The sequence below is a fragment of the Microbacterium terricola genome, from assembly GCF_027943945.1.
Classification (GTDB): domain Bacteria; phylum Actinomycetota; class Actinomycetes; order Actinomycetales; family Microbacteriaceae; genus Microbacterium; species Microbacterium terricola.
On record NZ_AP027141.1, the window covers coordinates 2,299,106 to 2,320,864 of the forward strand.

Here is a 21,759-nt window from a genome sequence, read left to right on the forward strand (position 1 = left end):
GAGTTCGTCGTCGGACTCTGCGATGCGGCGTACGGCCGCGGGGTGTGTGAGCGGGGCCGCCTCCGGTGCGGAGGCGGCCCCGCCGTCACACGTGGGTCACTCGGACGGCCAGCCGCCCTCGATCTGCTCCAGCACCGTGTCGGTGTCGGTCCCGTTGACCCAGTCGACCATGCCCTTGAAGAAGGTTCCCGCGCCGACGGCGCCGGGCATGAGGTCGGAGGCGTCGAAGCGGAACGTCGTGGTGTCGTCCTGCAGGATGCTGATGGCTTCCTTCAGGATGTTGCTCGACGCGTTCTCGGGGTCCAGGCCCTTGTTGGCGCTGATGACGCCGCCCAGGGAGACACGCGAGTTGGCCCAGTCGGCGCTGGAGAGGTACTCCTGCACCTTCTGCGTCGACTCGGAGTCGTCGAAGGCCGCGACGATCTCGCCGCCGCCCGTGACGACCGCGCCGTCGCTGGCCCCGCCCGCCTCGAATGGAGGCATCAGGAAGGCCCAGATGTCGCCGTCCTCTGCGACCTCGGCACCCGCGTCGGTGATGAACCCGTCGAAGAACGAGGCCTGGTGGTGCAGCGCGCAGTCGCCGTTGGCGAGTGCGCCGGCCGTGTCGCCGAACGGCGTGGTCACGATCGTCGCCGTGTCACCGAAGCCCGCGTTCACGTAGTCGGGGTTGAGCGCGACCTTGCCGAACTCGTCGAACGCCGACTTGATGGCGGGATCCGTGAACGGAACCTCGTTGGACACCCACTTGTCGTAGACGTCCGTGCCGGACTGACGGAGGACGATGTCCTCGATCCAGTCGGTGCCGGGCCAGCCGGTCGCCGCGTCGGAGCCGAAGCCGATGCACCACGGAGGCGTGTCGGTGTCGCTCTGGATCTGCGCCGTGAGATCGAGCAGGCCCTGCCAGTCGGTGGGCACTTCGTAGCCGTGGTCCGCGAAGAACGACGGCGAGTACCAGATCCACCCCTTGACGCTGGCCATCAGCGGTGCGCCGTAGAGCGTCCCGTCGACGGTCGCGTAGTTCGCCCAGTCCTCGGTCCAGCCCTCTTCGACGTTCGCCTTGACGGCGTCGGGTGCGGGCACCAGGTAGTCGCGGTTCGCGATGTCGGCCATGAGGCCGGGCTGCGGGAAGATCGCGATGTCGGGTGCGTTGCCACCCTGTGCGCGAACGGCGATCTGAGCCTCGAACTCCTTCGACGATTCGTACTTGATGTCGATGTCGTTCTCTTCCTCCCAGTCCGCCCAGGACTGCTCGAGGAGCTCGGCCTCGGTGTCGGCGATCGTGCCGTACACCGTGACGACGCCGTCGTCCTCGCCGCCGTTCCCGTTGTCGTTGTTGTTGGTGCCCGGACCTCCGGTGCAACCCGACAGCGCGATGCCCGCGACCCCCAGGGCTGCGACGGAGATCAGGAGCCGTGATCGGCCCGTTGTCTTCATGTGTCCTCCTCGTTGAGTGGATGCAGGGGAGACCGTCCCCAGGCATCGGGAACCCGCGCGATCGTCGGGAACCGATTCCACACTCACGCTAGGGGATGCACAGGGGAACACACAACGATCTATCATCACAACTCGATAAACGCGGCGATGAGGGCGGGAGGCAGCCGGACTTTTCGCCCTGACATTCAGGAACCGGTTCCAGGATGCTCCTCGGCGCGGTATCCTTCCTCCGCACCACTCGGAGAGGAGTCTGCATGAGCGGCATCGCCGATGTGGCCGCGCGTGCCGGTGTCTCGAAGGCGACCGCGAGCCGGGCTCTGACGGGCAGCGGCTACGTGTCCGAGCACACCAGGGCGCGGGTGCTGGCGGCCGCCGCCGAGCTCGGCTACGTGCCCTCGACGAGCGCCGTGAGCCTCGCGACGGGCCGCACGAACAACATCGGCGTCGTCATGCCGTACGTCAACCGGTGGTTCTTCGCGGAGGTGCTCGAGGGCATCCAGGCGACGCTGCTCGAGCGGGGACTGGACCTCACCCTGTACGACGCGAAACCAGGCACGGTGGGGCGCGCGCAGATCTTCGACGACTTCCTCGCCCGCAAGCGGTTCGACGGTCTGATCGCGGTCGGGCTGGAGCCGGAGGACAGGGAGCTGCAGCGGCTCGTGCAGATCGGGCGCCCGATCGTGAGCGTCGTCGGCTCGGATGAGGGCACCAGCTACGTGTCGGTCGACGACGACCACGCCGTGCGCCGGGCCACCGAGCACCTCGTCGCGCTCGGGCACCACGACATCGTGTTCGTCGGCGGCGGCACCGGTCCGCACTGGGCGCACGTCGACCGCCGGCGCCTGCTCGGCTACGAGTCGGCGATGACGACGGCCGGCCTGTCCGGACACATCCGCCATTTCCGCTCCGACGTGACGATCCCCGGCGGGTACGCCGCGGCGGTCGACCTGCTCAGCGATGCGCGCACGCGGCCGACCGCCCTCGTGGGCGCGTGCGACGAGGTGGCGATCGGGGCGATCGTGGCCGCACGCCGGCTCGGCATCCAGGTGCCCAGCGACCTCAGCGTCGTCGGCGTCGACGACCACGAGTACGCCGAGATGTTCTCGCTCACGACACTGCAGCAGCTCCCCCGCCAGCAGGGCTCCGCGGCGGTCGAGCTGCTGCTCGGGCAGATCGCCGATCCGAGCAGGCCGACGACGATCGTGCAGATGCAGGCGCGGCTGATCGTGCGCAGCTCGACGGCTCCGGTGGATCCTCAGCTCGCGGCGGCGGCACTGGACAGCGCGGCCACGAAGGCGTGAGATGCACGAAGGCCCCGGATGCCAGCATCCGGGGCCTTCGCAGAGTGAAGCGTGATTACTTGAGGGTAACCGTCGCGCCGGCCTCTTCGAGAGCGGCCTTGGCCTTCTCTGCGGCCTCCTTGTTGGCGCCCTCGAGGACGGCCTTGGGAGCACCGTCGACGACGGCCTTGGCCTCGCCGAGGCCCAGCGAGGTGAGCTCGCGGACCGTCTTGATGACCTGGATCTTCTTGTCGCCGGCAGCCTCGAGGATGACGTCGAACGAGTCCTTCTCCTCCTCGGCCTCGGCAGCGGCACCTGCGCCACCGGCGCCGGCAACGGCGACGGGAGCAGCGGCGGTGACGTCGAACTTCTCCTCGAACGCCTTCACGAACTCGCTGAGCTCGACGAGGGTCAGGTCGGCGAACTGCTGCAGCAGTTCCTCAGTGGTGAGCTTCGCCATGATGTATCTCCTAGATGTTGGTGGGGTTGTGAAAAGAGATCGCCGGTCGCTTACGCGGCCTCAGCGGTCTCCAGCTTTTCGCGAAGAGCGTCGATGGTGGCGGCGGCCTTGCCCATCGTCGCCTTCATCATGCCCGCAGCCTTCGCCAGCAGAACCTCACGGCTCTCGAGCGAGGCGTACTTGTTGACCTCATCGGCGGTGAGGGAGTTCCCCTCGAAGACGCCGCCCTTGATCACGAGAAGCGGGTTGGCCTTGGCGAAGTCACGCAGAGCCTTCGCGGTGGCGACGAAGTCGCCGTGCACGAACGCGATGGCCGAGGGGCCCTTGAGGTCCTCGTCCAGCGACGAGATCCCCGCGTTGTTCGCGGCGATCTTGGTCAGCGTGTTCTTCACCACGGCGTATTCCGCGTCCTGACGGATGTTGTTGCGCAGCTGCTTGAGCTGGGCAACCGTCAGACCGCGGTATTCGGTCAGCAGTACGGCGTTCGAGTTCTCGAAGTTCTTCGTGAGCTCGGCGACCGATGCATCCTTCTGCGCCATGGTCACTCCTTGTATGTACGAGACGCTCCGCGATGGCGGGGCGTCGACCTCGACCTGGGCGGAAGCGGGCAATGAAAAAGCTCCGGCGCAAGCGCACGGAGCTTCAGATCCTGTTACCCAGGGAAATCGTTCGTGACACCTGCGCGGGCCCCTGCACTGCAGAGCTTCGATCTCGGTGCACTCACGCGCACGTCGACGACCAGCGGTCTTCGGTTGTCCCCCAGTCTACGTGGTCCCCCCGCATCCCCCAAATCCGCCCGCGTCTCCCCCCTATTTCTCGTCGACCCCACCGCGTGCGGTCGACCCCACCGCCTACGCCCCGTAGTTCAGGGGCCTGGTCGGCAGGAAGGGGTGGGCTCGGCGCGACGGCACGGCCACACCGAAACTCGCGAGGCGAGCGGCGAGCGCATCGGCGGATGCTGCGTGCGCGCTCCCTCCGCGGAGCACCCGGTGATCGGTCGTCCCGCGCACCCAGTCCTCGCGGCGCTTCTCATCCAGCAGCACCTGCTCGAGAGTCCTCCCCGAGCGCAGCGACTCGTCCGTGTATTTCGTCTCACCGTCACACTCGTAGTAGATGCGCTCCTCCTCTATCTCGATGTCCATCCAGTAGCGGCCGCGATTCGGGCCGACGACCGGGATCTGGAGGCCCAGTCGCCGAAAGCCCAGCCGCCACAGTTGCAGCTTCGTCACCGATTCGAGCGGGAGCTGGGACCTGCCATCCGCGAGCTCGAAGATCGCGCGAGCCTGGCGGATGCCGCGCACGCGGCGCACCCCCGCACGCTCTCGCATGCCGGACAGCCACTCGGCCGCTGCGGCCTCGTCGTACGAGCGCGGGTCGCCCCCGATGCGGCCGAGCGCGGCATCCGCGCACGTAAGGGCGACTTCGGGCGCTGCGAGGCGCGCCATGTCGAAGACGGTGCGATCGATCGACGTGCATCGGATGCCGTCGACCTCCGTCACATCGGCATCAGCGATCGCGCCCTCATGCCGGAAGACGTCCGGGGCGCTCCGTCTGTCCGCGTCCGAGACGAGCACGTGCGCGCGTCGGGGCTCGACCCGATACAGCGGCAGACCGAGAAGGCTCGCCGCAGAGAACAGGCAGAACACCGGGCGTCGCTCCCCGGCGGTCCACGCATCCCTATCCGCGCCGAGCACCCCGCCGGCGTCGGCGTCGACCGCGACCACGAGGGCTCTGTGTCTGGATTCGGGCCACAGCTCGCGCCAGTGGTCGCCGAGCATGTACCACCCGCGCCGCACCCGGTGCAGGGCGCCTGCGCGTACGTCGGCCGCGATCTCGCGCGCCGTTCGGCCCGCCGACAGCAACTCGTCGCGGGTCAGCATCAGCCGTCGCAGCTCCCCGACCTCGGCATGCCTCACCCCACGACGATGCGCCCATCCGCTCCACGCCCGGACCCCGTCCGCCACATCTGTGGACGCCTCGCGCACCTCCGCGCCTGTGCAGACCTCGCCGAACCCACCGCTTGCTGCCGAGCCCGCCGCGCACGTCCGGTGCGCACATGGTGGGGACGGGAACGAGGGGTGGGGTCGGCGACGAGGAACAACGGAGAGGGATGCGGCGGCGCGCGGGGGCGGCGACCACAGGAGTCGGGGGCGCGGCGTACCCTCGAAAGGTGACACCCGAACTCGCTGCCCGGATCGTCGCGGACTCCCGCGACCGGGTCGCCTGGGTGCGGGCGCGGTCCCGCGGCATCACCGCAACCGACGTCGCGAGCCTCACCAGCGAGAAGTCCATCACCAGGGCCGCCGACGCGAAGCTGATGGGCTCGGGGTTCTCCGGCAACGCCTACACGGCGCACGGCCGCATCCGCGAGCCCGAGATCGCGCGCTGGGTCGCCGCGACCCACGGCATCCTCCCCTCGTCCGCCCTGTTCCACGCTGAGGTGGAGAAGCGCCACCTCGCCACCCCCGACGGCGTCGGGATCGACGGCGAGGGACGCGTCATCCTCGCCGAGATCAAGACGACCAACAAGGCGTGGCGCAGTATCCCGCGTCCGTATCTGCGACAGGTGTTCTGGCAGCAGCACGTCCTCGGAGCCGAGCGCACGCTCGTCGCCTGGGAGCAGCACGACGGGTTCGTGCCGGTCGGCGACGAGCCGCGGTGCGAGTGGATCGACCGTGACGACACCGAGATCGCGAAGCTGGTGCGACTCGCGACCTCGCTGATCGACGAACTGCATCGCCGCCACCTCGCGGGCAGGCCCGCTCAGGAGCCGCTGCCGCAGCCCGCCCCGCGGCAGCCGTTCCGCGCCCTCGCGCTCGCCGACTGAACCGAGCGGCTCGCGACTGAGCCGCCTTCCGGCCGACCCGGTTCATCCACCCCAGCGGGAATAGTTGACACTAGTCAACGATTGACCTTATAGTTGACTTTCTTCAACAGTTGACCAAGCTCAACTTCTTCGCGCCGATGTCGTCGCCGCATCCCACCCGCACTTCATCCGAAGGATCCCTATGTCCACGCCTTCTGCTGCTCCCGAGGAGCTCACGAAGCCCAAGATGACGCACCGCGAGGTGCTGACGGCCCTCTCCGGCCTCCTCTTGGGCATGTTCGTGTCGATGCTCGCCTCGACCGTCGTCTCCACCTCGCTGCCCGTGATCATCCACGACCTCGACGGCAACCAGGCCGCCTTCACGTGGGTCGTCACCGCGACGCTGCTGACCACGGCCATCTCGACCCCGATCTGGGGCAAGCTCGCCGACCTGTTCAACCGCAAGCTGCTCATCCAGATCGCCATCGCGATCTTCGTGCTCGCGACGGCCGCTGCCGGCTTCTCGCAGAGCCCCGAGATGCTCATCTCGTTCCGCGCCGTGCAGGGCATCGGCGCCGGCGGTCTCGCCGCCCTCAGCCAGGTGCTGATGGCCGACATCATCAGCCCGCGCGAGCGCGGCCGCTACATGGGCCTGTTCGGCGCCGTCATGGCCGTCGCCACCATCGGCGGCCCGCTGCTCGGCGGTGTCATCACCGACTCGCTCGGGTGGCGCTGGAACTTCTTCGTCTCGCTCCCGTTCGCGATCCTCGCGCTGATCATCCTGCAGCGCACGCTGCACGTCTCTCCGCGCGTCAAGCGGAAGGTGTCGATCGACTACCTGGGCATCGTGTTCCTCTCGGCCGCGGTCGCGCTGCTGCTGATCTGGGTGACCCTCGCCGGCGACTCGTTCGAGTGGTGGAGCGTGGAGACCGTCCTCATGGTCGGCGGCGCCATCGTCGGCACGATCGCGTTCGTGATCACCGAGCTCCGCTCGAAGGAACCGCTCATCCCGCTCTCGCTGTTCCGCAACCGCACCTTCACCCTCGCGACGATCGCCTCGATCGCCACCGGCATCGCGATGTTCGGCGCCTCGGTGTTCCTCAGCCAGTTCATGCAGCTCGCTCGCGGTGCGACGCCCACCGAAGCGGGTCTGATGACGATCCCGATGATCGGCGGCCTCCTGGTCTCGTCGATCGGCGTGGGCGCGCTCATCACGAAGTTCGGCAACTGGAAGCCGTTCCTCATCGTGGGCTCGGTGTTCCTGATCGCCGGTTCGTACCTGCTGTCGACGATCCACTACGACACGAACTTCGCGCTCGTCTCGCTGTACATGTTCCTGCTCGGCGCCGGCGTCGGCATGACGATGCAGAACCTCGTGCTGGTCGTCCAGAACACCACGAACCCGAGTGAGATCGGCGTCGCGAGCTCGGGAGTCACGTTCTTCCGCAGCCTCGGCGGCACGATCGGCGTCTCGGTCATGGGCGCCGCCCTGGCCGCGAAGGTGACCGAGCTCGTCACTGCGGGCCGCGATGACATCACGGCCGCGATCATGGGCCTCGGCGCCGACGCGCCGAAGTGGGCGGAGACGCTGCAGTCGGGCACGCTCCCCCAGGTGTCGACGATGCCCGAGTCCCTCCGCGTCCTGTTCGAGGACATCTACGCGCAGGGCATCTCGCACTCGTTCCTGATCGCCGTGCCGTTCGCGGTGATCAGCCTGATCGCGATCGTGTTCCTGCCGAACAAGCCGCTCACCCGCATGACCACGAGCGAGCGCATCCAGGCCAGCGAGGCCGACCTCGCCACGGTCTCGGTCCCGGAGGGGATGGGCGTGCTGGCCGCCACGGGCGCAGTGCGCACGATGGATGCCGGCGACGCCGCGCCGTCGGCAGCATCCGCCACGGCAGCGCCCGGCTCGGACCGTTAGGCTCCGAGCGTGACCGACAACCACGACCTCGAGGCGCGCACCGTTGCGGTGCGCGCCCTCGAGGCCGAGTTCGGTGAGCTGATCAGCCAGTTCCGCCGCCTGATCAGCGAGAACGCCGAGCGGGTCAGCCCGGGCATGCTGCCGGGCGCCTACAAGGTGTTCACGACGATCGTGCGCCGCGAGAGCGTCACGCTCTCCGCGCTCGCGGAGTCGCTGATGGCGGACAAGGGGCAGATCAGCCGCACCGTGCGCTACCTCGAGGAGCTCGGGTTCGTGGAGCGCACGCCCGACCCGGACGACGGCCGTTCGAGCCTGCTGTCGGCCACGCCGCTCGGGCTCGAACGCCTCGAGGCCGCACGCCTGCCGCAGGAGAAGACCCTCCTGAACACGCTCGCGGCATGGTCGGTCGACGACATCCGGGATCTCACCCAGCTGCTGCACGCGCTCGCCTCGGGCACCACCCCGGCGGCTCCGCCGTCGGCGGACGCTAGCGCGTAGAGAACGCCGCGTCGAACGCGGCCGCCGATGGCTCGTAGGTCGACAGGCGACGCACGAACGCGAGCGCCTCCGGAGCCCCGACCAGGCGGTCCATGCCGGCGTCCTCCCACTCCACCGAGAGCGGCCCGGCGTAGCCGATCGCGTTCAGCATCCGGAAGGCGTCCTCCCACGGCACGTCGCCGTGGCCGGTGGAGATGAAGTCCCAGCCGCGCCGCGGGTCCGCCCACGCCAGGTGCGACGAGAGCCGCCCGTTGCGGCCGTTGCCCAGCCGCTTCTTCGTGTCCTTGCAGTGCACGTGGAAGATCCGGTCCTGGAAGTCCCAGAGGAACCCGACCGGGTCGATGTCCTGCCACACCATGTGGCTCGGGTCCCAGTTCAGGCCGAACGCCTCGCGGTGCCCGATCGCCTCGAGCGCCTGCTTCGTGGTCCAGTAGTCGTAGGCGATCTCGCTCGGGTGCACCTCGTGCGCGAATCGAACGCCGACCTCGTCGAACACGTCGAGGATCGGGTTCCAGCGGTCGGCGAAGTCCTGGTATCCGGCGTCGACCATCGCCTGGGATGCCGGCGGGAACATGGCGACGTACTTCCAGATCGACGAGCCGGTGAAGCCGGTGACCGTCTTCACGCCGAGCGCCGCGGCCAGCCGGGCGGTGTTCTTCATCTCCTCGGCCGCACGCTGCCGCACGCCCTCAGGATCGCCGTCGCCCCACACGCGGTCCGACAGGATGTCGCGGTGACGCTGGTCGATGGGGTCGTCGCAGACAGCCTGGCCCTTGAGGTGGTTGGAGATGGTCCACGCCTTCAGCCCGTTGCGCTCGAGCACCTCGAGCTTGCCGTCGACGTACCCTGGCTCGTCCCACCGCCACGGGTCGAGGTGATCGCCCCAGCAGGCGATCTCGAGGCCGTCATAGCCCCACTCGCCGGCGAGCCGGGCCACTTCCTCGAACGGCAGGTCTGCCCACTGGCCGGTGAACAGTGTGATCGGTCGCGCCATTGCGATGCCTTCCTCTTCTGTTGATCGATGCGCGGTTCAGCCCGCGGTCGGGATCCAGGCGCTGCCCGCGGCAGAGCTGCGCTCGACCGCATCCAGCACCTGCTGCACGTGGAGTCCGTCCGCGAACGACGGCTGCGGCGCCCTGCCGTCGTGGACCGCGGTGACGAAGTCGGCGACCTGGTGCGAGAAGCCGTGCTCGTAGCCGAGCATATGACCGGTCGGCCACCAGGGCGCCAGGTAGGGGTGCGCACTCTCCGTCACCAGGATGCGGCGGAAGCCCAGCTCGGTGTCGGGCGCGGTGGCGTCGTAGTACTCGAGCTCGTTGAGCCGCTCGAGGTCGAAGGCGAGGGCACCGCGGGTGCCGGAGATCTCGATCCGCAGGGCGTTCTTGCGCCCGGTGCGGAAGCGGCTCGCCTCGAACGAGGCGAGCGCCCCCGACGAGAGCCGGCCGGTGAACAGGGCGATGTCGTCGACGGTCACGGTTCCGCGCTCCGTCGACGCCGTCCCGCTCTTGGACAGGCTCAGCGACTCGTTCTCTCCTGCGCCCGGCAGCGGACGATCGGCGACGAGGGTCTCGATGATGCCGGAGACGGTCTCGACATGCTGGCCGGTGATGTACTCCGTCAGGTCGACGGCGTGCGCCCCGATGTCGCCGAGCGCACCCGACCCGGCGAGCTTCTTGTCCAGGCGCCAGGTCATCGGCGACTCGGGGTCCATGAGCCAGTCCTGCAGGTACTCGGCGCGCACCTGGCGGACCTCGCCGATGCGCCCGTCCGCGACCAGCTGCTTGGCGAAGGTGGCTGCGGGGACGCGCCGGTAGGTGAACCCGACCATGGATCGGATCCCGGATGCTGCAGCCGTCGCAGCGGCGTCGGCCATGGCCCGCGCCTCCGCGACGGAGTTGGCGAGCGGCTTCTCGCAGAGCACGTGCTTGCCTGCCGCGAGGGCGGCGATCGCGATCTCTGCGTGCGTGTCACCGGGGGTGACGACATCCACGACGTCGATGTCGTCGCGTGCGATGACCTCGCGCCAGTCGGTCGCGCTCTCGCGCCAGCCCCACTTCGCCGCTGCGGCGGCGGTCGAGTCCGCGTTGCGGCCGACGACCGTCTGCAGCACGGGTTCGAGCGGAAGGTCGAAGAACCGGGGCGCCACCCGCCAGCCCTGGGAGTGTGCGGCGCCCATGAAGCCGTGGCCGATCATGGCGACCCGAAGCGGTTCCTGAGCCTGTCGAGGGACAGTCATGGCAGAGTCCTCTCCTTGGAGGGTGGATGCGGGGTGCCCGGCTCTCGCGCCGAGCACCCCGCGGGGCCGCTTACTCGAAGGCGAGGTCGATGAAGTCGTCGACGTTGTCCTTCGTCACGACCGGGGCGTCCAGCACGATCCGGTTCGGGATGCTGGGGGTGATCAGGTCGCCCATGGTCTTGCTCTGCGCGATCAGACGAGCCAGTGCGACACCGTCGGCCGCCTGCGTCGACGGGTAGATGACCGTCGCCTTCAGCACCGAGTCGTCGGCCTTGATGGCCTCCATCGCGCTCTTGCTGCCCGCGCCGCCCATCATGAAGAACTCGTCGCGACCGGCCGACTCGATGGCGGCCAGGACGCCGATGCCCTGGTCGTCGTCGTGGTTCCACAGCGCGTCGATCTTCGGGTTGGCCGAGAGCAGCTGCGAGGCGGCAGCCTCACCGCCGGCGACCGTGAAGTCGGCGGCGACACGCGCCGTGACCTCGAGGCCGCAGTCGCCGAGCGCGTCGGCGAAGCCCTGCGAGCGGTCCTGGGTGAGCGGCAGCGAGTCGATGCCGGCGATCTCCGCGACCACGGCGTCGGGGTTGTCCCCGAGCTGCTCGCAGATGTACGTGCCGGCGCTGACGCCCATGCCGTAGTTGTCGCCGAGGATCGTGCTGCGAGCGGCGAACGGGCTCGAGAACTCCCGGTCGACGTTGATGACGGGGATGCCCGCCTCCATCGCGGCGATCGCCGCTTCGGTGAGCGCGGCGCCGTCGGTCGGCAGCAGGACGATGGCGTCGACGCCCTCGTTGACGAAGGTCTCGACCGCGGCGATCTGCGCGACCGGGTCGTTCGTGCCCTCTGCGACCTTCAGCTCGACGTCGTCGAAGCTGTCGGCCGCGGCCTGCGCGCCCGAGTTGATCGCGCCGAGCCAGCCGTGGTCGGCGGCGGGGCCGGAGAAGCCGATGACGACGGTGTCGCCCGACTCGGCGTTCTCCTCGGTGGTGGTGCCCTGATCGACGACGTCTTCTTCCGCCCCCGAGCCGGTGCAGCCCGCGAGCAGACCGACCGCGGCGACGAGTGCTGTGCCGGTGAGCAGCAGGCGCGTGCTCGCCTTCATGTGTGAGCGCATTTCTTCCTCCTTGAATGTGATGCAGCTGTGGCCGACGAGAACTCGGGTTCCGATGTGCGCACCGGTGGAGGGTCCGCGTCGACTCGATCAACGTAGCAGAAGTGATGGCTCGGCAGTCAACTTTTGTTTTAGCGTCGGCAAAAGTCACGATTTGATCTCGGAGCCCCGGAAAGACGGGCTTCGACGGCAACGAACGCATCCGGGCATCCTCGACAGGTACCCACCATGAAGGGTCGCGCCCAGCATCCGGTCCGTGTTATGTTCCCCCCGTGATCAAAGTTGACCATCAATCGGCATTACTCGAGGTCCGAGGCGTGACGAAGTCCTTCGCCGGCGTCCACGCGCTCCGCGGCGTCGACCTGGAGATCCTGCCGGGCGAGGTGCACTGCATCCTCGGCCAGAACGGCGCGGGCAAGTCCACGCTGATCAAGACCCTGGCCGGCGTCCACCGGCCGGACGAGGGCGAGATCCTCTGGCAGGGCGAAGCAGTCGAGCTGCCGACCCCGGAGTCGGCCATCGAGATCGGCATCGCGACGATGTACCAGGAGCTCGACGTCGTCGACGGCCTGACCATCGCCGAGAACATCTTCCTCGGGCACGAGCTCGCGCGCGGCGGCTTCACCGATCGCTCAGAGGCCTCCAAGCAGACCAAGGAGCTGCTGCGACGACTCGGCCACGGTTCCCTGTCGCCGCACACGGAGGTCGGCCAGCTGAGCGCGGCCAACAAGCAGATCGTGAGCATGGCGCGCGCCCTGTCGCATGACATCAAGCTGATGATCATGGACGAGCCGTCCGCGGTCCTCGACACCGAAGAGGTCAAGAACCTGTTCGGCGTCGTGCGCGAGCTCACCGCCGCGGGCATCGCGGTCGTCTACATCACCCACCGCCTCGAAGAGATCCGCCAGATCGGCGACCGGATCAGCGTCCTCAAGGACGGCCGCTCGATGGCGAGCGGGCTGTCGGCCGCCGAGACTCCCACTCCTGAGCTCATCCGGCTGATGACCGGCCGCGAGGTCGCGAACGTGTTCCCGCCGGCCGCCCCGATCGCCGACGACGCACCCACGGTCCTCGAGGTCGAGGACCTCGCCCTCGCCGGCGTCTTCCAGGACGTGTCGTTCTCGGTCAGGGCCGGTGAAGTCGTCGGACTCGCCGGACTCGTCGGCTCCGGCCGCTCGGAGATCCTCGAGACCGTCTACGGCGCCCGCAAGGCCACGGCCGGCAGCGTCCGCGTGGGCGGCAAGGCGCTGCGACGCGGCTCCGTCGTCGCCGCCGTGCGCGCCGGCATCGGACTGTCGCCCGAGGAGCGCAAGAGTCAGGGGCTGGTGCTCGACGAGCCGATCTTCGTCAACGTGACCCTCTCGTCGATGTCGCGGTTCGCCCGCGCCGGGTTCCTCGACGACCGCGCCGCCCGGGCGACCGCGCGCGAGCAGATCGAGGCGCTCGAACTGCGCCCCGCCGACCCGGACCGCCCGGCGATGACGCTGTCGGGCGGCAATCAGCAGAAGATCCTCCTGGCCCGCTGGCTCGTCCACGGCACCCGGGTGCTGCTCCTCGACGAGCCCACCCGCGGCGTCGACGTCGGCGCCCGCGCCGAGATCTACGCGCTCATCCGTGCGCTCGCCGCCGCCGGCAACGCCGTCGTCGTCGTGTCCAGCGAGATCGAGGAGGTGCTCGGCCTCGCCGACACCGTGCTCGTCATCGCCGATGGCCGCGTCATCCAGACCCTCCCCGCCAGCCAGATCGACGAGCACGGCGTGCTCGACCTCGTGATGAAAGGAACCGCCGCGTGAGCGAGCAGACCAACGGGGCATCGCCCCGCCCTCTCGGGGTCGACGACGTCCCCACCGCTGCGGACGCACCGCCTCCGGGCGGATCGGTCGACCGATCGGGCAAATCCGCGTTCCAGCGCTTCATGTCCGGCTCCGTCGGGCGCAACCTCGGCCTGGTGGTCGCGCTGCTGCTGCTCGTGGTCGTCGGCGCCATCACGGCGCCCGACACGTTCACCAGTGTGAGCAACCTCCTCACGATCCTGCGTCAGGCGTCGATCATCGGCGTGATCAGCATCGGCATGACCCTCGTCATCATCGCGGGCGGCATCGACCTGTCCGTCGGATCCGTGATGGGGCTCGCCTCGGTCGCCGCGACGATCGCGGCGGTGCAGGATCTCGTCGACCAGACCCACTGGATCCTGATGATCGTCATCGCGCTCGCCGTGGGCCTGGCCGCCGGGCTCATCAACGGCGTCGTGATCGCGTACGGGAAGGTGGTCGCGTTCATGGCCACCCTCGCGATGCTCGTCGCCGCGCGCGGTCTGGCGGAGATCCTCGCCGAGCGCCGCACGCTGCAGGTCGGCGACCGTGGATTCATCCAGGCGATGAACGCCGACTTCATCGGCATCGACGTCCTCATCTGGATCTTCGCGATCGTCGCCGCGCTCGGCTGGGTGCTCCTCAACCGCACCACGTTCGGCCGCCGCACGGTCGCCATCGGCGGCAACCGCGAGGCCGCCCGCCTCGCCGGCATCGACGTGCGCCGCCACACCATGTGGCTGTACGCGATCTCGGGTCTCACCGCCGGCATCGGCGCCGTGATGATCCTCGGCCGCACGACGGCGGGCACCTCCACCCATGGCCAGCTCCTCGAGCTCGACGCCATCGCGGCCGTCGTGGTCGGCGGCACGCTCCTGGTGGGCGGTCGCGGCACGATCACGGGCACCGTCTTCGGCGTCCTGATCTTCGCCACCCTGACCAACGTGTTCGTGCAGAACAACATCAACTCGTCGGTGCAGGCCGTCGCGAAGGGCGTCATCATCGTCGTCGCGGTGCTCCTGCAGCAGCGCTTCGCCAAGCCGACCGGCCGAAGCGCCTGACGCCGGTCGGCGGGCGACCGGTCGATAGAGTGAATCGTGGCGAATATGAGCAGTGAGTCGTCCTCCGGAGTGTCGGGGGTGAGTCAGCTGTTCCAGCTGCTGCGCGACGGTGTGCCGCGCACACGCGCCGAGCTCGCCAAGTCCACGGGCCTCGCCCGGTCGACCGTCGCCGCGCGCGTGGACGAGCTCATGCGCATGGGGCTCATCACACCGCTGGCCGAGACCGTGTCGACCGGTGGACGCCCGCCCTCGCAGTTCGCCCTCAACCCGAGCGCGCGGCTGGTGCTCGCGGCCGACATCGGCGCCTCGCACGCCACGATCGCGATCACCGATCTGACCGGCTCGATCGTGATCCAGCGCAGCGAACCGCTCGACGTCACCCTGGGGCCGGTGCCCGTGCTCAGCTGGCTCGTCGATCACGCGATCGAGATGCTCGCCGAGATCGGCCGCCCCGTCGAGGTGCTCGCCGCGATCGGCATGGGCATCCCCGGGCCCGTGGAGCATTCCACCGGCCAGCCGGTCAACCCGCCGATCATGCCGGGATGGGACCGCTTCGACGTCCCCGGCTGGGTGCGTCAGCATCTGGACGTGCCCGTGCTGGTCGACAACGACGTGAACATCATGGCGCTCGGCGAGCGCGCCACGGCGTGGCCCGGCACCGAGCACCTCATGTTCGTGAAGGTCGCCACCGGCATCGGCGCGGGGATCATCTCGGGCGGCACCCTGCAGCGCGGGGCGCAGGGCATCGCCGGCGACATCGGCCACGTGCGGGTCGCGCGCGGGGTGGGCGTGCCGTGCCACTGCGGCAACACCGGATGCCTCGAGGCCCTCGCCTCGGGCCCGGCGATCGCCCGGGCGCTGCGCGCCAACGGCATCGCCGCCGAGACCGGCAACGACGTGGTCGATCTGGTCAAGCGCGGCAACATCGACGCCATCCAGGCGGTGCGCCAGGCCGGCCGGGACATCGGCGAGGTGCTGACGGCGTGCGTCAGCATCATGAACCCCTCGGTCATCGCGATCGGCGGGTCGATGGCGCGCGTGGGCGAGCATCTGATCGCCGGCGTGCGCGAGGTCGTCTACACCCGGTCCATCCCACTGGCCACCGAGCACCTGTCGATCGTGCAGTCGGCCACGGCCCAGAACGCGGCCGTGCTCGGCGCCAGCATGCTGGCGATCGAGTACGCGCTCTCCCCGCACGCCCTGCCGGCGCTCGTCCAGGCTTAGCGGCTCGGTAGCACCGGCGTAACACGGGCGAGACAATCCTCGGGTTGACTGGCGTTCCAGATACAGAGCCAGTGCGTCCGACGGCGGACCGCACGCGGAAGGAGCGGGTCGATGAGATTCCGACCGATGCGCGATGCCACCTCGACCGACGCCGATCCCTCTCCTGCCCCCGACCTGCCCGACATGATGCGCGCCGTCACGATCGACGGCCCTGGCGGTCCCGAGGCGCTGCACGCAGCATCCGTCCCGCTCCCCCGGCCCGTTCTCAGCGAGGTGCTGGTGCGCGTCGTCGCCGCCGGGGTGAACCCGATCGACGCGAAGGTGCGTGCGGGGACGAGTGGGGTCGCCCGCAGCATCGACAGCTACCCGACCGTGCTCGGCTACGACTTCAGCGGCATCGTCGTGCGCACGCCCTATGAGGCGCACCCCTTCCCCGTGGGCACGGCGGTGTACGGCATGGTGCCGTTCCCGCGCTCCGGCGGGACGTACGCGGAGTACGTGGTGGTGCCCACGCTGTCGCTCGCCCGCAAGCCCGCCTCGCTCTCGCACGTGGAGGCCGCCGGCGTCCCCCTGGCCGCACTCACCGCGTGGGGGCTCGTCGTCGAGACCGCGCGCGCCCATCAGGGGCAGCGGATGCTGATCCACGCGGCGGGCGGCGGCGTCGGGCACTTCGCGGTGCAGTTCGCGTCGTACTTCGGGGCGCACGTCACCGCGACCGGGTCCGGGAGCAACGCGGGGTGGCTGCGCGAACTGGGCGCCTCGGTCGTGATCGACTACACGACGACGCGTTTCGAAGAGGTGGTCGGCGACGTCGACGTGGTCATCGACCTCATCGGCAACGTGCACGATCAGACCGGGTCCCGGTCGCTGCAGGTGCTGCGCCGGGGCGGGCTCTACGTGATCGTGCCGACCGGGTCGTGGCCCGAGTACGCGGAGGCGGCCGACGCGGCGGGCGTGCGCGCGACGAAGTACAGCGTGATCCCGGACGGCGGAGCCCTGGCGACGATCGCCCGACTGCTCGACTCGGGCCCGCTGCAGGTCTACATCGACAGCGTCTTCGCGCTCGAGCAGGCGGCGGAGGCCCACGCCCAGCTGGAGCAGGGGCACACCCGCGGCAAGATCGTGCTCCGCGTCAGCGACGACTGACCGGTCCCCCGGCGCACAACGGCGGAGGTCTTCGCCGACACGCCGGGGCAAGGGGCCCGCGCTCGGCGCGCCCTCGCCGATCCCCGCAGCTGTGCTCAGGCGCGGGTGAGCACGGCACGGCCTTCGGCGACGATCTCGTCGGCGACCGCGTCGAGCAGCGGGGAGCGCAGGTTCCACTGCTGCCAGTGCAGCGGCACGTCGACCGGCGGTCCGCCCAGGCGAATGAGGCGTCCGTCGGCGAGCTCCTCGTCGGACTGGAAGCCGGGCAGCAGCCCCCAGCCGAGTCCGAGCTTGACCGCCGTCGCGAAGTCGTGGGATGCCGGCACGTAGTGACGCGGCGGCGCGGCGCCTTCGACGCCGCGGCGGGCGAGCCACTGCGCCTGCAGGTCGTCCCTGCGGTCGAAGTAGACGACGGGCGCGGTGGCGAGGGCGGTCACGGTGGGTCCGTCCGGCAGCCAGCGTGCTGCGAACGCCGGTGTCGCCACGGCGGTGTACCGCATGGTGCCCAGCGGGACGGAGCGGCACCCGGCGACAGGTTCCGCGCGCGACGTCACGGCGCCCATGACCGTGCCCGACTCGAGCAGACCGGCGGTGAAGTCCTGGTCGTCGCGATGCAGGTCGAACACGACCGCGTGGCGGTCGGCGAGCCGGGCGAGCGGCGCGAGGAACCACGTGCCGAGCGAGTCGGCGTTGACGGCGAGGGGGATGCTCACCGGCGCCCCGTCGTCCTCCCCCGCACCGAGGTCGGCGAGGGCGTCATGCTCGAGCAGGGCGAGCTGACGCGCGAGGCGCACGACCGCTGCGCCCGCCTCGGTCGCCCTCGCGGGCTTGGAGCGCACGAGCACCACCCGTCCGAGCGCCTGCTCGAGCGCCTTGATGCGCTGGCTCACCGCAGAGGGAGTGATGCGCAGACGCCGGGCGGCAGCATCCAGCGTCCCCTCGTCGATGATGGCGGCGAGGGTCTCGGCGGCTTCAGCGGGAATGCGCACATCAGCAATGCTAATGGTGCTGAAGAATCTTCAGCTGGCCTGATGAGACGGATGCGCCTAACGTCAGAGAGTGCTCTCCCCCGTCCTCGCCGGCCTCGGCCTCGGCTTCTCGCTCATCGTCGCCATCGGCGCGCAGAATCTCTTCGTCCTGCGTCAGGGCATCCGCCGCGAGCATGCCGTCCTGGTTGCCGCGCTGTGCGCCGCGTCCGATGCGGTGCTCATCGTGCTGGGCGTCTCGGGCATCGGCGTCATCCTGCAGACCGCTCCCTGGCTGGTCGTCGTGGTGCGCTGGCTGGGCGCGGCGTTCCTGATCGGCTACGGTCTCCTCGCCGCGCGCCGGGTATGGCGCCCGAGCGGCACCGGCCTCGCGCTGCCGGACCAGCCGGCGGAGACGGGCACAGCGGCCGCGCAGCCCGCCACGTCGGCGGCGACGCTCACCCGCACGCGCGTGGCACCCGTCGTGCTGACCTGCCTCGCGCTCACCTGGCTGAATCCGCATGTCTACCTCGACACGCTGTTCCTGCTCGGCTCGATCGCGAACACTCACGGCGAAGGGCGGTGGGCCTTTGCGCTCGGAGCCGCGACCGCGAGCGTGGTGTGGTTCTTCTCGCTCGCGATCGGCGCCCGCTACCTGGGGCGATGGCTGGCGACCCCGCGGGCGTGGCGCATCCTCGACGCCGTGATCGCGGTCGTGATGATCGTCCTCGGGCTGTCGCTGGTGCTCGCCGGCTGAGCTACCCGTCGATCTGGTCGCGGCGGAACGCGACCATCCGGCGGATCGCATCCTCGCGCAGCGGCGTCTCCGGCTGGAACCGCACCGTGCCCTTGTCGCGGTCGACTCCCACGAGCATGTCGGCGGCGGCCTCGATCGCCGCGGGGCTGAACGGGTACACGCCGATGTGGTTCTTGGCGCGCATGACCGAGATGAGCGACTTGCCGTGGTGCACGAGTGCCGGCATCCCGTATCCCTTGCCCTGCTCGGCCTCGGGGACGACCTCGCGGGCGATGTCGTAGACCCGCTCCACCGCCTCCCGGTCGTCCGGATCCAGGTCGGCCAGGTAGTCGTCGATCGTGCCCATGCCGCTCATCCTGTCGTGTGCAGCACCCGCGCGGCAAGATGGAGCCATGCGACGCGTGCACGTCCTCGTCTCCGGCGAGGTCCAGGGGGTGGGCTACCGGTACACGCTGCGCATGGTCGCCGCCGACAGCGGCGTGTCCGGCTGGACCCGCAACCTGCGCGACGGCACGGTCGAGGCGGAGATCGAAGGTGCGGCGGATGCTGTCGACGCCGTCCTCGCGTGGATGGCCGAGGGCCCTCCCGGCTCGCGGGTCTCCGGCGCGCAGGTCACCGACATCGCCGCCGCCGGCTCCACAGGCTTCGAGGTCCGCCGCGACGGCTAGGCCCGGGAACGACGAAGGGCCCCGCCTGACGGCGGAGCCCTTCGCGTGAACGATCTGAGATCAGATGGCGTTGACGTCCAGCGGGATGCCGGGGCCGAACGTGGTCGACACGGCGCCCTTCTGGATGTAGCGGCCCTTCGAGCTCGACGGCTTGAGGCGGACGATCTCCTCGAGCGCAGCCTTCAGGTTCTCGTCGAGCTGCTCGGCCGAGAACGAGGCCTTGCCGACGACGAAGTGCACGTTGGCGTGCTTGTCGACGCGGAACTCGATCTTGCCGCCCTTGATCTCCTCGACGGCCTTCGCCGCGTTGGGGGTCACGGTGCCGGTCTTCGGGTTCGGCATCAGGCCGCGGGGGCCGAGCACCTTGCCGAGACGACCGACCTGGCCCATGAGCTCGGGCGTCGAGACGGCCGCGTCGAACGCGGTCCAGCCTGCGGCGACCTTCTCGATGAGCTCGGCGCCGCCGACCTCGTCCGCACCGGCGGCGATGGCAGCCTCAGCGGCCGGGCCGGTGGCGAACACGATGACGCGGGCGGTCTTGCCGGTGCCGTGGGGCAGGATGACGGTGCCGCGCACCATCTGGTCCGCCTTGCGGGGGTCGACAGCGAGCTTGAGCGCGACCTCGACGGTCGAGTCGAACTTCGCCGAACCGGTCTCCTTCGCCAGGGCGACGGCCTCGGTGGGCGTGTAGAACTTGTCGGCAGCGATCTTCGCTGCAGCGGCCTGGTAGGCCTTGGACTTGGTAGCCATGTTTCCTATCCCCCTCAGTCCTCGACCGTGATGCCCATGGAACGGGCGGTGCCCGCGATGATCTTCGAGGCGGCCTCGATGTCATTCGCGTTCAGGTCGGGCTGCTTCGTCTCTGCGATCTGACGCACCTGCTCCTTGGTGAGCTTTGCCACCTTGGTCGTGTGCGGGGTCGGCGAACCCTTCGCGACGCCAGCGGCCTTCTTGATGAGCTCGGCTGCCGGCGGGGTCTTCAGAATGAACGTGAAGCTGCGGTCCTCGTAGACGGTGATCTCCACGGGGATGACGTTGCCGCGCTGCGACTCGGTCGCGGCGTTGTACGCCTTGCAGAACTCCATGATGTTGACGCCATGCTGACCGAGCGCGGGCCCGATCGGCGGCGCCGGGTTGGCTGCACCGGCGTTGATCTGAAGCTTGATCAGGCCGGTCACCTTCTTCTTCGGTGCCATTTCCTCTTCCTTTCCTCGAGGCATCCGGCCCCGTGAAGGGCGCTGATGCTCTCTCCCGCACGTCCGGCACTTCCGGACAGCGGTTCCCCCTTCGGCTCTTCACCGAAGGGAAGTCTGCTGTTACTGCTTGGTGACCTGGTCGAACGAGAGCTCGACCGGGGTCTCGCGCTCGAAGAGCGAGACGAGCACGGTGAGCTTGCCGCTCTCGGGCTTGATCTCGCTGATCGAACCGGGCAGGCCCGCGAACGAGCCCTCCTTGATCGTGATGGTCTCGCCGATCTCGAAGTCGACCTCGGTGATGACGCTGCGCGCCACGGCCTGGCCGCCCTTGCCTGCGCCGCCCTTGGCCGGAGCGACCTCCTTGACCTCGACGAGCGACTTCAGCATGTTGAAGGCCTCTTCGAAGCGCAGCGGCGTCGGGTTGTGGGCGTTGCCGACGAAGCCGGTGACGCCGGGCGTGTGGCGGACGACCGACCAGGTGTCTTCGGTCAGCTCCATGCGCACGAGCACGTAGCCCGGGATGCGCACGCGGGTGACCATCTTGCGCTGGCCGTTCTTGATCTCGACGACGTCCTCCATCGGGACCTCGACCTGGTAGATCTCCTCTTCGACCTCGAGCGTCGACTTGCGCTGCTCGATGTTGGCCTTGACCTTGCGCTCGAAGCCGGCGTACGAGTGGATGACGTACCACTTGCCCTCGAGCGAGCGGAGCTCGGCGCGGAAGGCCTCGTACGGGTCCTCCTCCGCATCCTCGTCCTCGTCCTCGTCGGCGGGCAGCTCGTCCTCGTCGCCGTTCACGTCGGGACCGTCGTACGGGGTCACCTCTTCGGCCGCCTCGGCGCTGCGCTCGGCAGCCTCCTCGGCGATCGAGTCGTTGAGCACCTCGGCGGCGGCCTCGACCTCTGCGGTCTCGTCGATGTCGAGTGCGTCGTTCACGATGGCGTCGGCCTCCGGGTCGTCGATGTCGATGTCTTCGTCGTCAGTGTCGTCGAGGTCGTCGTCCTCGTCCTCGATGTGCAGTGCGGCGTGCTCGGCGGGAACGCTCGCGTTGAGCTCCTCGGCCAGCACGTTGCCTTCCTGCGCTTCGTCGTCCTCGCTGGACTGCTCTGCGGCGGTCGCCCAGTCGGCGTCGTCGACATATCTTTCAGACACTTGGTTCTCTTCCGTTTCGACACAGGGCGG

Annotated in this window: 22 protein-coding genes; 10 read left to right on the forward strand and 12 right to left on the reverse strand. The window is 69.3% G+C overall.

What is annotated here, in order from left to right:
- Nucleotides 1-96 precede the first annotated feature (96 nt).
- Complete coding sequence (locus Microterr_RS10875; protein ID WP_263797918.1) at nucleotides 97-1,434, reverse strand: ABC transporter substrate-binding protein; 1,338 nt, start codon at nucleotides 1,432-1,434, stop codon at nucleotides 97-99.
- 254 nt (nucleotides 1,435-1,688) lie between these two features.
- Between Microterr_RS10875 and Microterr_RS10880 the strand changes: the two genes are divergently transcribed.
- Nucleotides 1,689-2,735, forward strand: a complete 1,047-nt coding sequence (locus tag Microterr_RS10880; protein WP_263797917.1) for a LacI family DNA-binding transcriptional regulator — start codon at nucleotides 1,689-1,691, stop codon at nucleotides 2,733-2,735.
- Between the two features lie 55 nt (nucleotides 2,736-2,790).
- Here Microterr_RS10880 and rplL read toward each other — a convergent pair whose 3' ends face one another.
- The 3 genes from rplL to Microterr_RS10895 all read right to left on the reverse strand — a co-directional run bounded on the left by rplL (nucleotide 2,791) and on the right by Microterr_RS10895 (nucleotide 5,090).
- The gene (rplL, locus tag Microterr_RS10885; RefSeq protein WP_263797916.1) at nucleotides 2,791-3,174 is read right to left on the reverse strand and encodes a 50S ribosomal protein L7/L12; all 384 of its coding nucleotides are present in this window, start codon (nucleotides 3,172-3,174) and stop codon (nucleotides 2,791-2,793) included.
- Nucleotides 3,175-3,224: 50 nt separating this feature from the next.
- Nucleotides 3,225-3,713, reverse strand: a complete 489-nt coding sequence (gene rplJ / locus Microterr_RS10890) for a 50S ribosomal protein L10 (protein ID WP_263797915.1) — start codon at nucleotides 3,711-3,713, stop codon at nucleotides 3,225-3,227.
- A gap of 312 nt (nucleotides 3,714-4,025) precedes the next feature.
- Nucleotides 4,026-5,090, reverse strand: coding sequence for a hypothetical protein (locus Microterr_RS10895; RefSeq protein WP_263797914.1), 1,065 nt, complete (start codon nucleotides 5,088-5,090; stop codon nucleotides 4,026-4,028).
- 254 nt (nucleotides 5,091-5,344) lie between these two features.
- On the opposite strand from Microterr_RS10895, the gene Microterr_RS10900 reads away from it, so the two are divergent.
- The 3 genes from Microterr_RS10900 to Microterr_RS10910 all read left to right on the forward strand — a co-directional run bounded on the left by Microterr_RS10900 (nucleotide 5,345) and on the right by Microterr_RS10910 (nucleotide 8,402).
- Nucleotides 5,345-6,001 carry a YqaJ viral recombinase family protein gene (locus Microterr_RS10900; RefSeq protein ID WP_263797913.1) on the forward strand — a complete coding sequence of 219 codons (657 nt, stop codon included), beginning with the start codon at nucleotides 5,345-5,347 and terminating at the stop codon, nucleotides 5,999-6,001.
- 181 nt (nucleotides 6,002-6,182) lie between these two features.
- On the forward strand, nucleotides 6,183-7,904 hold the full coding sequence (locus tag Microterr_RS10905; protein ID WP_263797912.1) for an MDR family MFS transporter: 1,722 nt from the start codon (nucleotides 6,183-6,185) through the stop codon (nucleotides 7,902-7,904).
- Nucleotides 7,905-7,913: 9 nt separating this feature from the next.
- Nucleotides 7,914-8,402, forward strand: a complete 489-nt coding sequence (locus Microterr_RS10910) for a MarR family winged helix-turn-helix transcriptional regulator (protein WP_263797911.1) — start codon at nucleotides 7,914-7,916, stop codon at nucleotides 8,400-8,402.
- On the opposite strand, the gene Microterr_RS10915 is transcribed toward Microterr_RS10910, so the two are convergent.
- The 3 genes from Microterr_RS10915 to Microterr_RS10925 form a co-directional block, all read right to left on the reverse strand.
- Nucleotides 8,392-9,396, reverse strand: coding sequence for a sugar phosphate isomerase/epimerase family protein (locus Microterr_RS10915; RefSeq protein ID WP_263797910.1), 1,005 nt, complete (start codon nucleotides 9,394-9,396; stop codon nucleotides 8,392-8,394). The genes Microterr_RS10910 and Microterr_RS10915 overlap by 11 nt on opposite strands.
- 36 nt (nucleotides 9,397-9,432) lie before the next feature.
- Nucleotides 9,433-10,596 carry a Gfo/Idh/MocA family protein gene (locus Microterr_RS10920; RefSeq protein WP_263798767.1) on the reverse strand — a complete coding sequence of 388 codons (1,164 nt, stop codon included), beginning with the start codon at nucleotides 10,594-10,596 and terminating at the stop codon, nucleotides 9,433-9,435.
- A gap of 112 nt (nucleotides 10,597-10,708) precedes the next feature.
- Complete coding sequence (locus Microterr_RS10925; protein ID WP_263797909.1) at nucleotides 10,709-11,752, reverse strand: substrate-binding domain-containing protein; 1,044 nt, start codon at nucleotides 11,750-11,752, stop codon at nucleotides 10,709-10,711.
- Between the two features lie 314 nt (nucleotides 11,753-12,066).
- Between Microterr_RS10925 and Microterr_RS10930 the strand changes: the two genes are divergently transcribed.
- The 4 genes from Microterr_RS10930 to Microterr_RS10945 all read left to right on the forward strand — a co-directional run bounded on the left by Microterr_RS10930 (nucleotide 12,067) and on the right by Microterr_RS10945 (nucleotide 16,991).
- Nucleotides 12,067-13,542, forward strand: coding sequence for a sugar ABC transporter ATP-binding protein (locus Microterr_RS10930; protein WP_263797908.1), 1,476 nt, complete (start codon nucleotides 12,067-12,069; stop codon nucleotides 13,540-13,542).
- Complete coding sequence (locus tag Microterr_RS10935; RefSeq protein ID WP_404810183.1) at nucleotides 13,539-14,621, forward strand: ABC transporter permease; 1,083 nt, start codon at nucleotides 13,539-13,541, stop codon at nucleotides 14,619-14,621. The genes Microterr_RS10930 and Microterr_RS10935 overlap by 4 nt, the downstream gene beginning before the upstream one ends.
- Nucleotides 14,622-14,666: 45 nt before the next feature.
- Nucleotides 14,667-15,845, forward strand: coding sequence for an ROK family transcriptional regulator (locus Microterr_RS10940; RefSeq protein ID WP_263797907.1), 1,179 nt, complete (start codon nucleotides 14,667-14,669; stop codon nucleotides 15,843-15,845).
- A 111-nt stretch (nucleotides 15,846-15,956) separates the two neighbouring features.
- A complete protein-coding gene (locus Microterr_RS10945) occupies nucleotides 15,957-16,991 on the forward strand; it encodes an NADP-dependent oxidoreductase (protein ID WP_263797906.1) in 1,035 nt (344 codons plus the stop codon).
- Nucleotides 16,992-17,086: 95 nt separating this feature from the next.
- Here the strand turns inward: Microterr_RS10945 and Microterr_RS10950 are convergent, their stop codons facing one another.
- Nucleotides 17,087-17,980, reverse strand: a complete 894-nt coding sequence (locus Microterr_RS10950) for a LysR family transcriptional regulator ArgP (RefSeq protein ID WP_263797905.1) — start codon at nucleotides 17,978-17,980, stop codon at nucleotides 17,087-17,089.
- A 70-nt stretch (nucleotides 17,981-18,050) separates the two neighbouring features.
- On the opposite strand from Microterr_RS10950, the gene Microterr_RS10955 reads away from it, so the two are divergent.
- The gene (locus Microterr_RS10955) at nucleotides 18,051-18,713 is read left to right on the forward strand and encodes a LysE/ArgO family amino acid transporter (protein ID WP_263797904.1); all 663 of its coding nucleotides are present in this window, start codon (nucleotides 18,051-18,053) and stop codon (nucleotides 18,711-18,713) included.
- Nucleotide 18,714: 1 nt separating this feature from the next.
- Here Microterr_RS10955 and Microterr_RS10960 read toward each other — a convergent pair whose 3' ends face one another.
- Nucleotides 18,715-19,059 (reverse strand): iron chaperone, encoded by a 345-nt coding sequence (locus Microterr_RS10960; protein ID WP_263797902.1) that lies wholly within the window; start codon nucleotides 19,057-19,059, stop codon nucleotides 18,715-18,717.
- 46 nt (nucleotides 19,060-19,105) lie between these two features.
- Between Microterr_RS10960 and Microterr_RS10965 the strand changes: the two genes are divergently transcribed.
- Entirely contained in the window at nucleotides 19,106-19,381 is a 276-nt protein-coding gene (locus tag Microterr_RS10965) for an acylphosphatase (RefSeq protein WP_263797901.1), read from the forward strand.
- Nucleotides 19,382-19,441: 60 nt separating this feature from the next.
- Here the strand turns inward: Microterr_RS10965 and rplA are convergent, their stop codons facing one another.
- The 3 genes from rplA to nusG all read right to left on the reverse strand — a co-directional run bounded on the left by rplA (nucleotide 19,442) and on the right by nusG (nucleotide 21,729).
- On the reverse strand, nucleotides 19,442-20,131 hold the full coding sequence (rplA, locus tag Microterr_RS10970; RefSeq protein ID WP_263797900.1) for a 50S ribosomal protein L1: 690 nt from the start codon (nucleotides 20,129-20,131) through the stop codon (nucleotides 19,442-19,444).
- Nucleotides 20,132-20,145: 14 nt separating this feature from the next.
- Complete coding sequence (gene rplK / locus Microterr_RS10975) at nucleotides 20,146-20,577, reverse strand: 50S ribosomal protein L11 (protein WP_263797899.1); 432 nt, start codon at nucleotides 20,575-20,577, stop codon at nucleotides 20,146-20,148.
- A 120-nt stretch (nucleotides 20,578-20,697) separates the two neighbouring features.
- A complete protein-coding gene (gene nusG / locus Microterr_RS10980; RefSeq protein WP_263797898.1) occupies nucleotides 20,698-21,729 on the reverse strand; it encodes a transcription termination/antitermination protein NusG in 1,032 nt (343 codons plus the stop codon).
- Between the last annotated feature and the right edge of the window lie 30 nt (nucleotides 21,730-21,759).

Coding starts and splice junctions, on each gene's coding strand:
- Microterr_RS10965 (WP_263797901.1), top strand. CDS start 19,106: ATGCGACGCGTGCACGTCCTCGTCTCCGGCGAGGTCCAGGGGGTGGGC.
- rplJ (WP_263797915.1), bottom strand. CDS start 3,713: ATGGCGCAGAAGGATGCATCGGTCGCCGAGCTCACGAAGAACTTCGAG.
- rplL (WP_263797916.1), bottom strand. CDS start 3,174: ATGGCGAAGCTCACCACTGAGGAACTGCTGCAGCAGTTCGCCGACCTG.
- rplK (WP_263797899.1), bottom strand. CDS start 20,577: ATGGCACCGAAGAAGAAGGTGACCGGCCTGATCAAGCTTCAGATCAAC.
- Microterr_RS10960 (WP_263797902.1), bottom strand. CDS start 19,059: ATGGGCACGATCGACGACTACCTGGCCGACCTGGATCCGGACGACCGG.
- rplA (WP_263797900.1), bottom strand. CDS start 20,131: ATGGCTACCAAGTCCAAGGCCTACCAGGCCGCTGCAGCGAAGATCGCT.
- Microterr_RS10940 (WP_263797907.1), top strand. CDS start 14,667: ATGAGCAGTGAGTCGTCCTCCGGAGTGTCGGGGGTGAGTCAGCTGTTC.
- Microterr_RS10905 (WP_263797912.1), top strand. CDS start 6,183: ATGTCCACGCCTTCTGCTGCTCCCGAGGAGCTCACGAAGCCCAAGATG.
- Microterr_RS10925 (WP_263797909.1), bottom strand. CDS start 11,752: ATGCGCTCACACATGAAGGCGAGCACGCGCCTGCTGCTCACCGGCACA.
- Microterr_RS10945 (WP_263797906.1), top strand. CDS start 15,957: ATGAGATTCCGACCGATGCGCGATGCCACCTCGACCGACGCCGATCCC.
- Microterr_RS10875 (WP_263797918.1), bottom strand. CDS start 1,434: ATGAAGACAACGGGCCGATCACGGCTCCTGATCTCCGTCGCAGCCCTG.
- Microterr_RS10920 (WP_263798767.1), bottom strand. CDS start 10,596: ATGATCGGCCACGGCTTCATGGGCGCCGCACACTCCCAGGGCTGGCGG.
- Microterr_RS10915 (WP_263797910.1), bottom strand. CDS start 9,396: ATGGCGCGACCGATCACACTGTTCACCGGCCAGTGGGCAGACCTGCCG.
- Microterr_RS10880 (WP_263797917.1), top strand. CDS start 1,689: ATGAGCGGCATCGCCGATGTGGCCGCGCGTGCCGGTGTCTCGAAGGCG.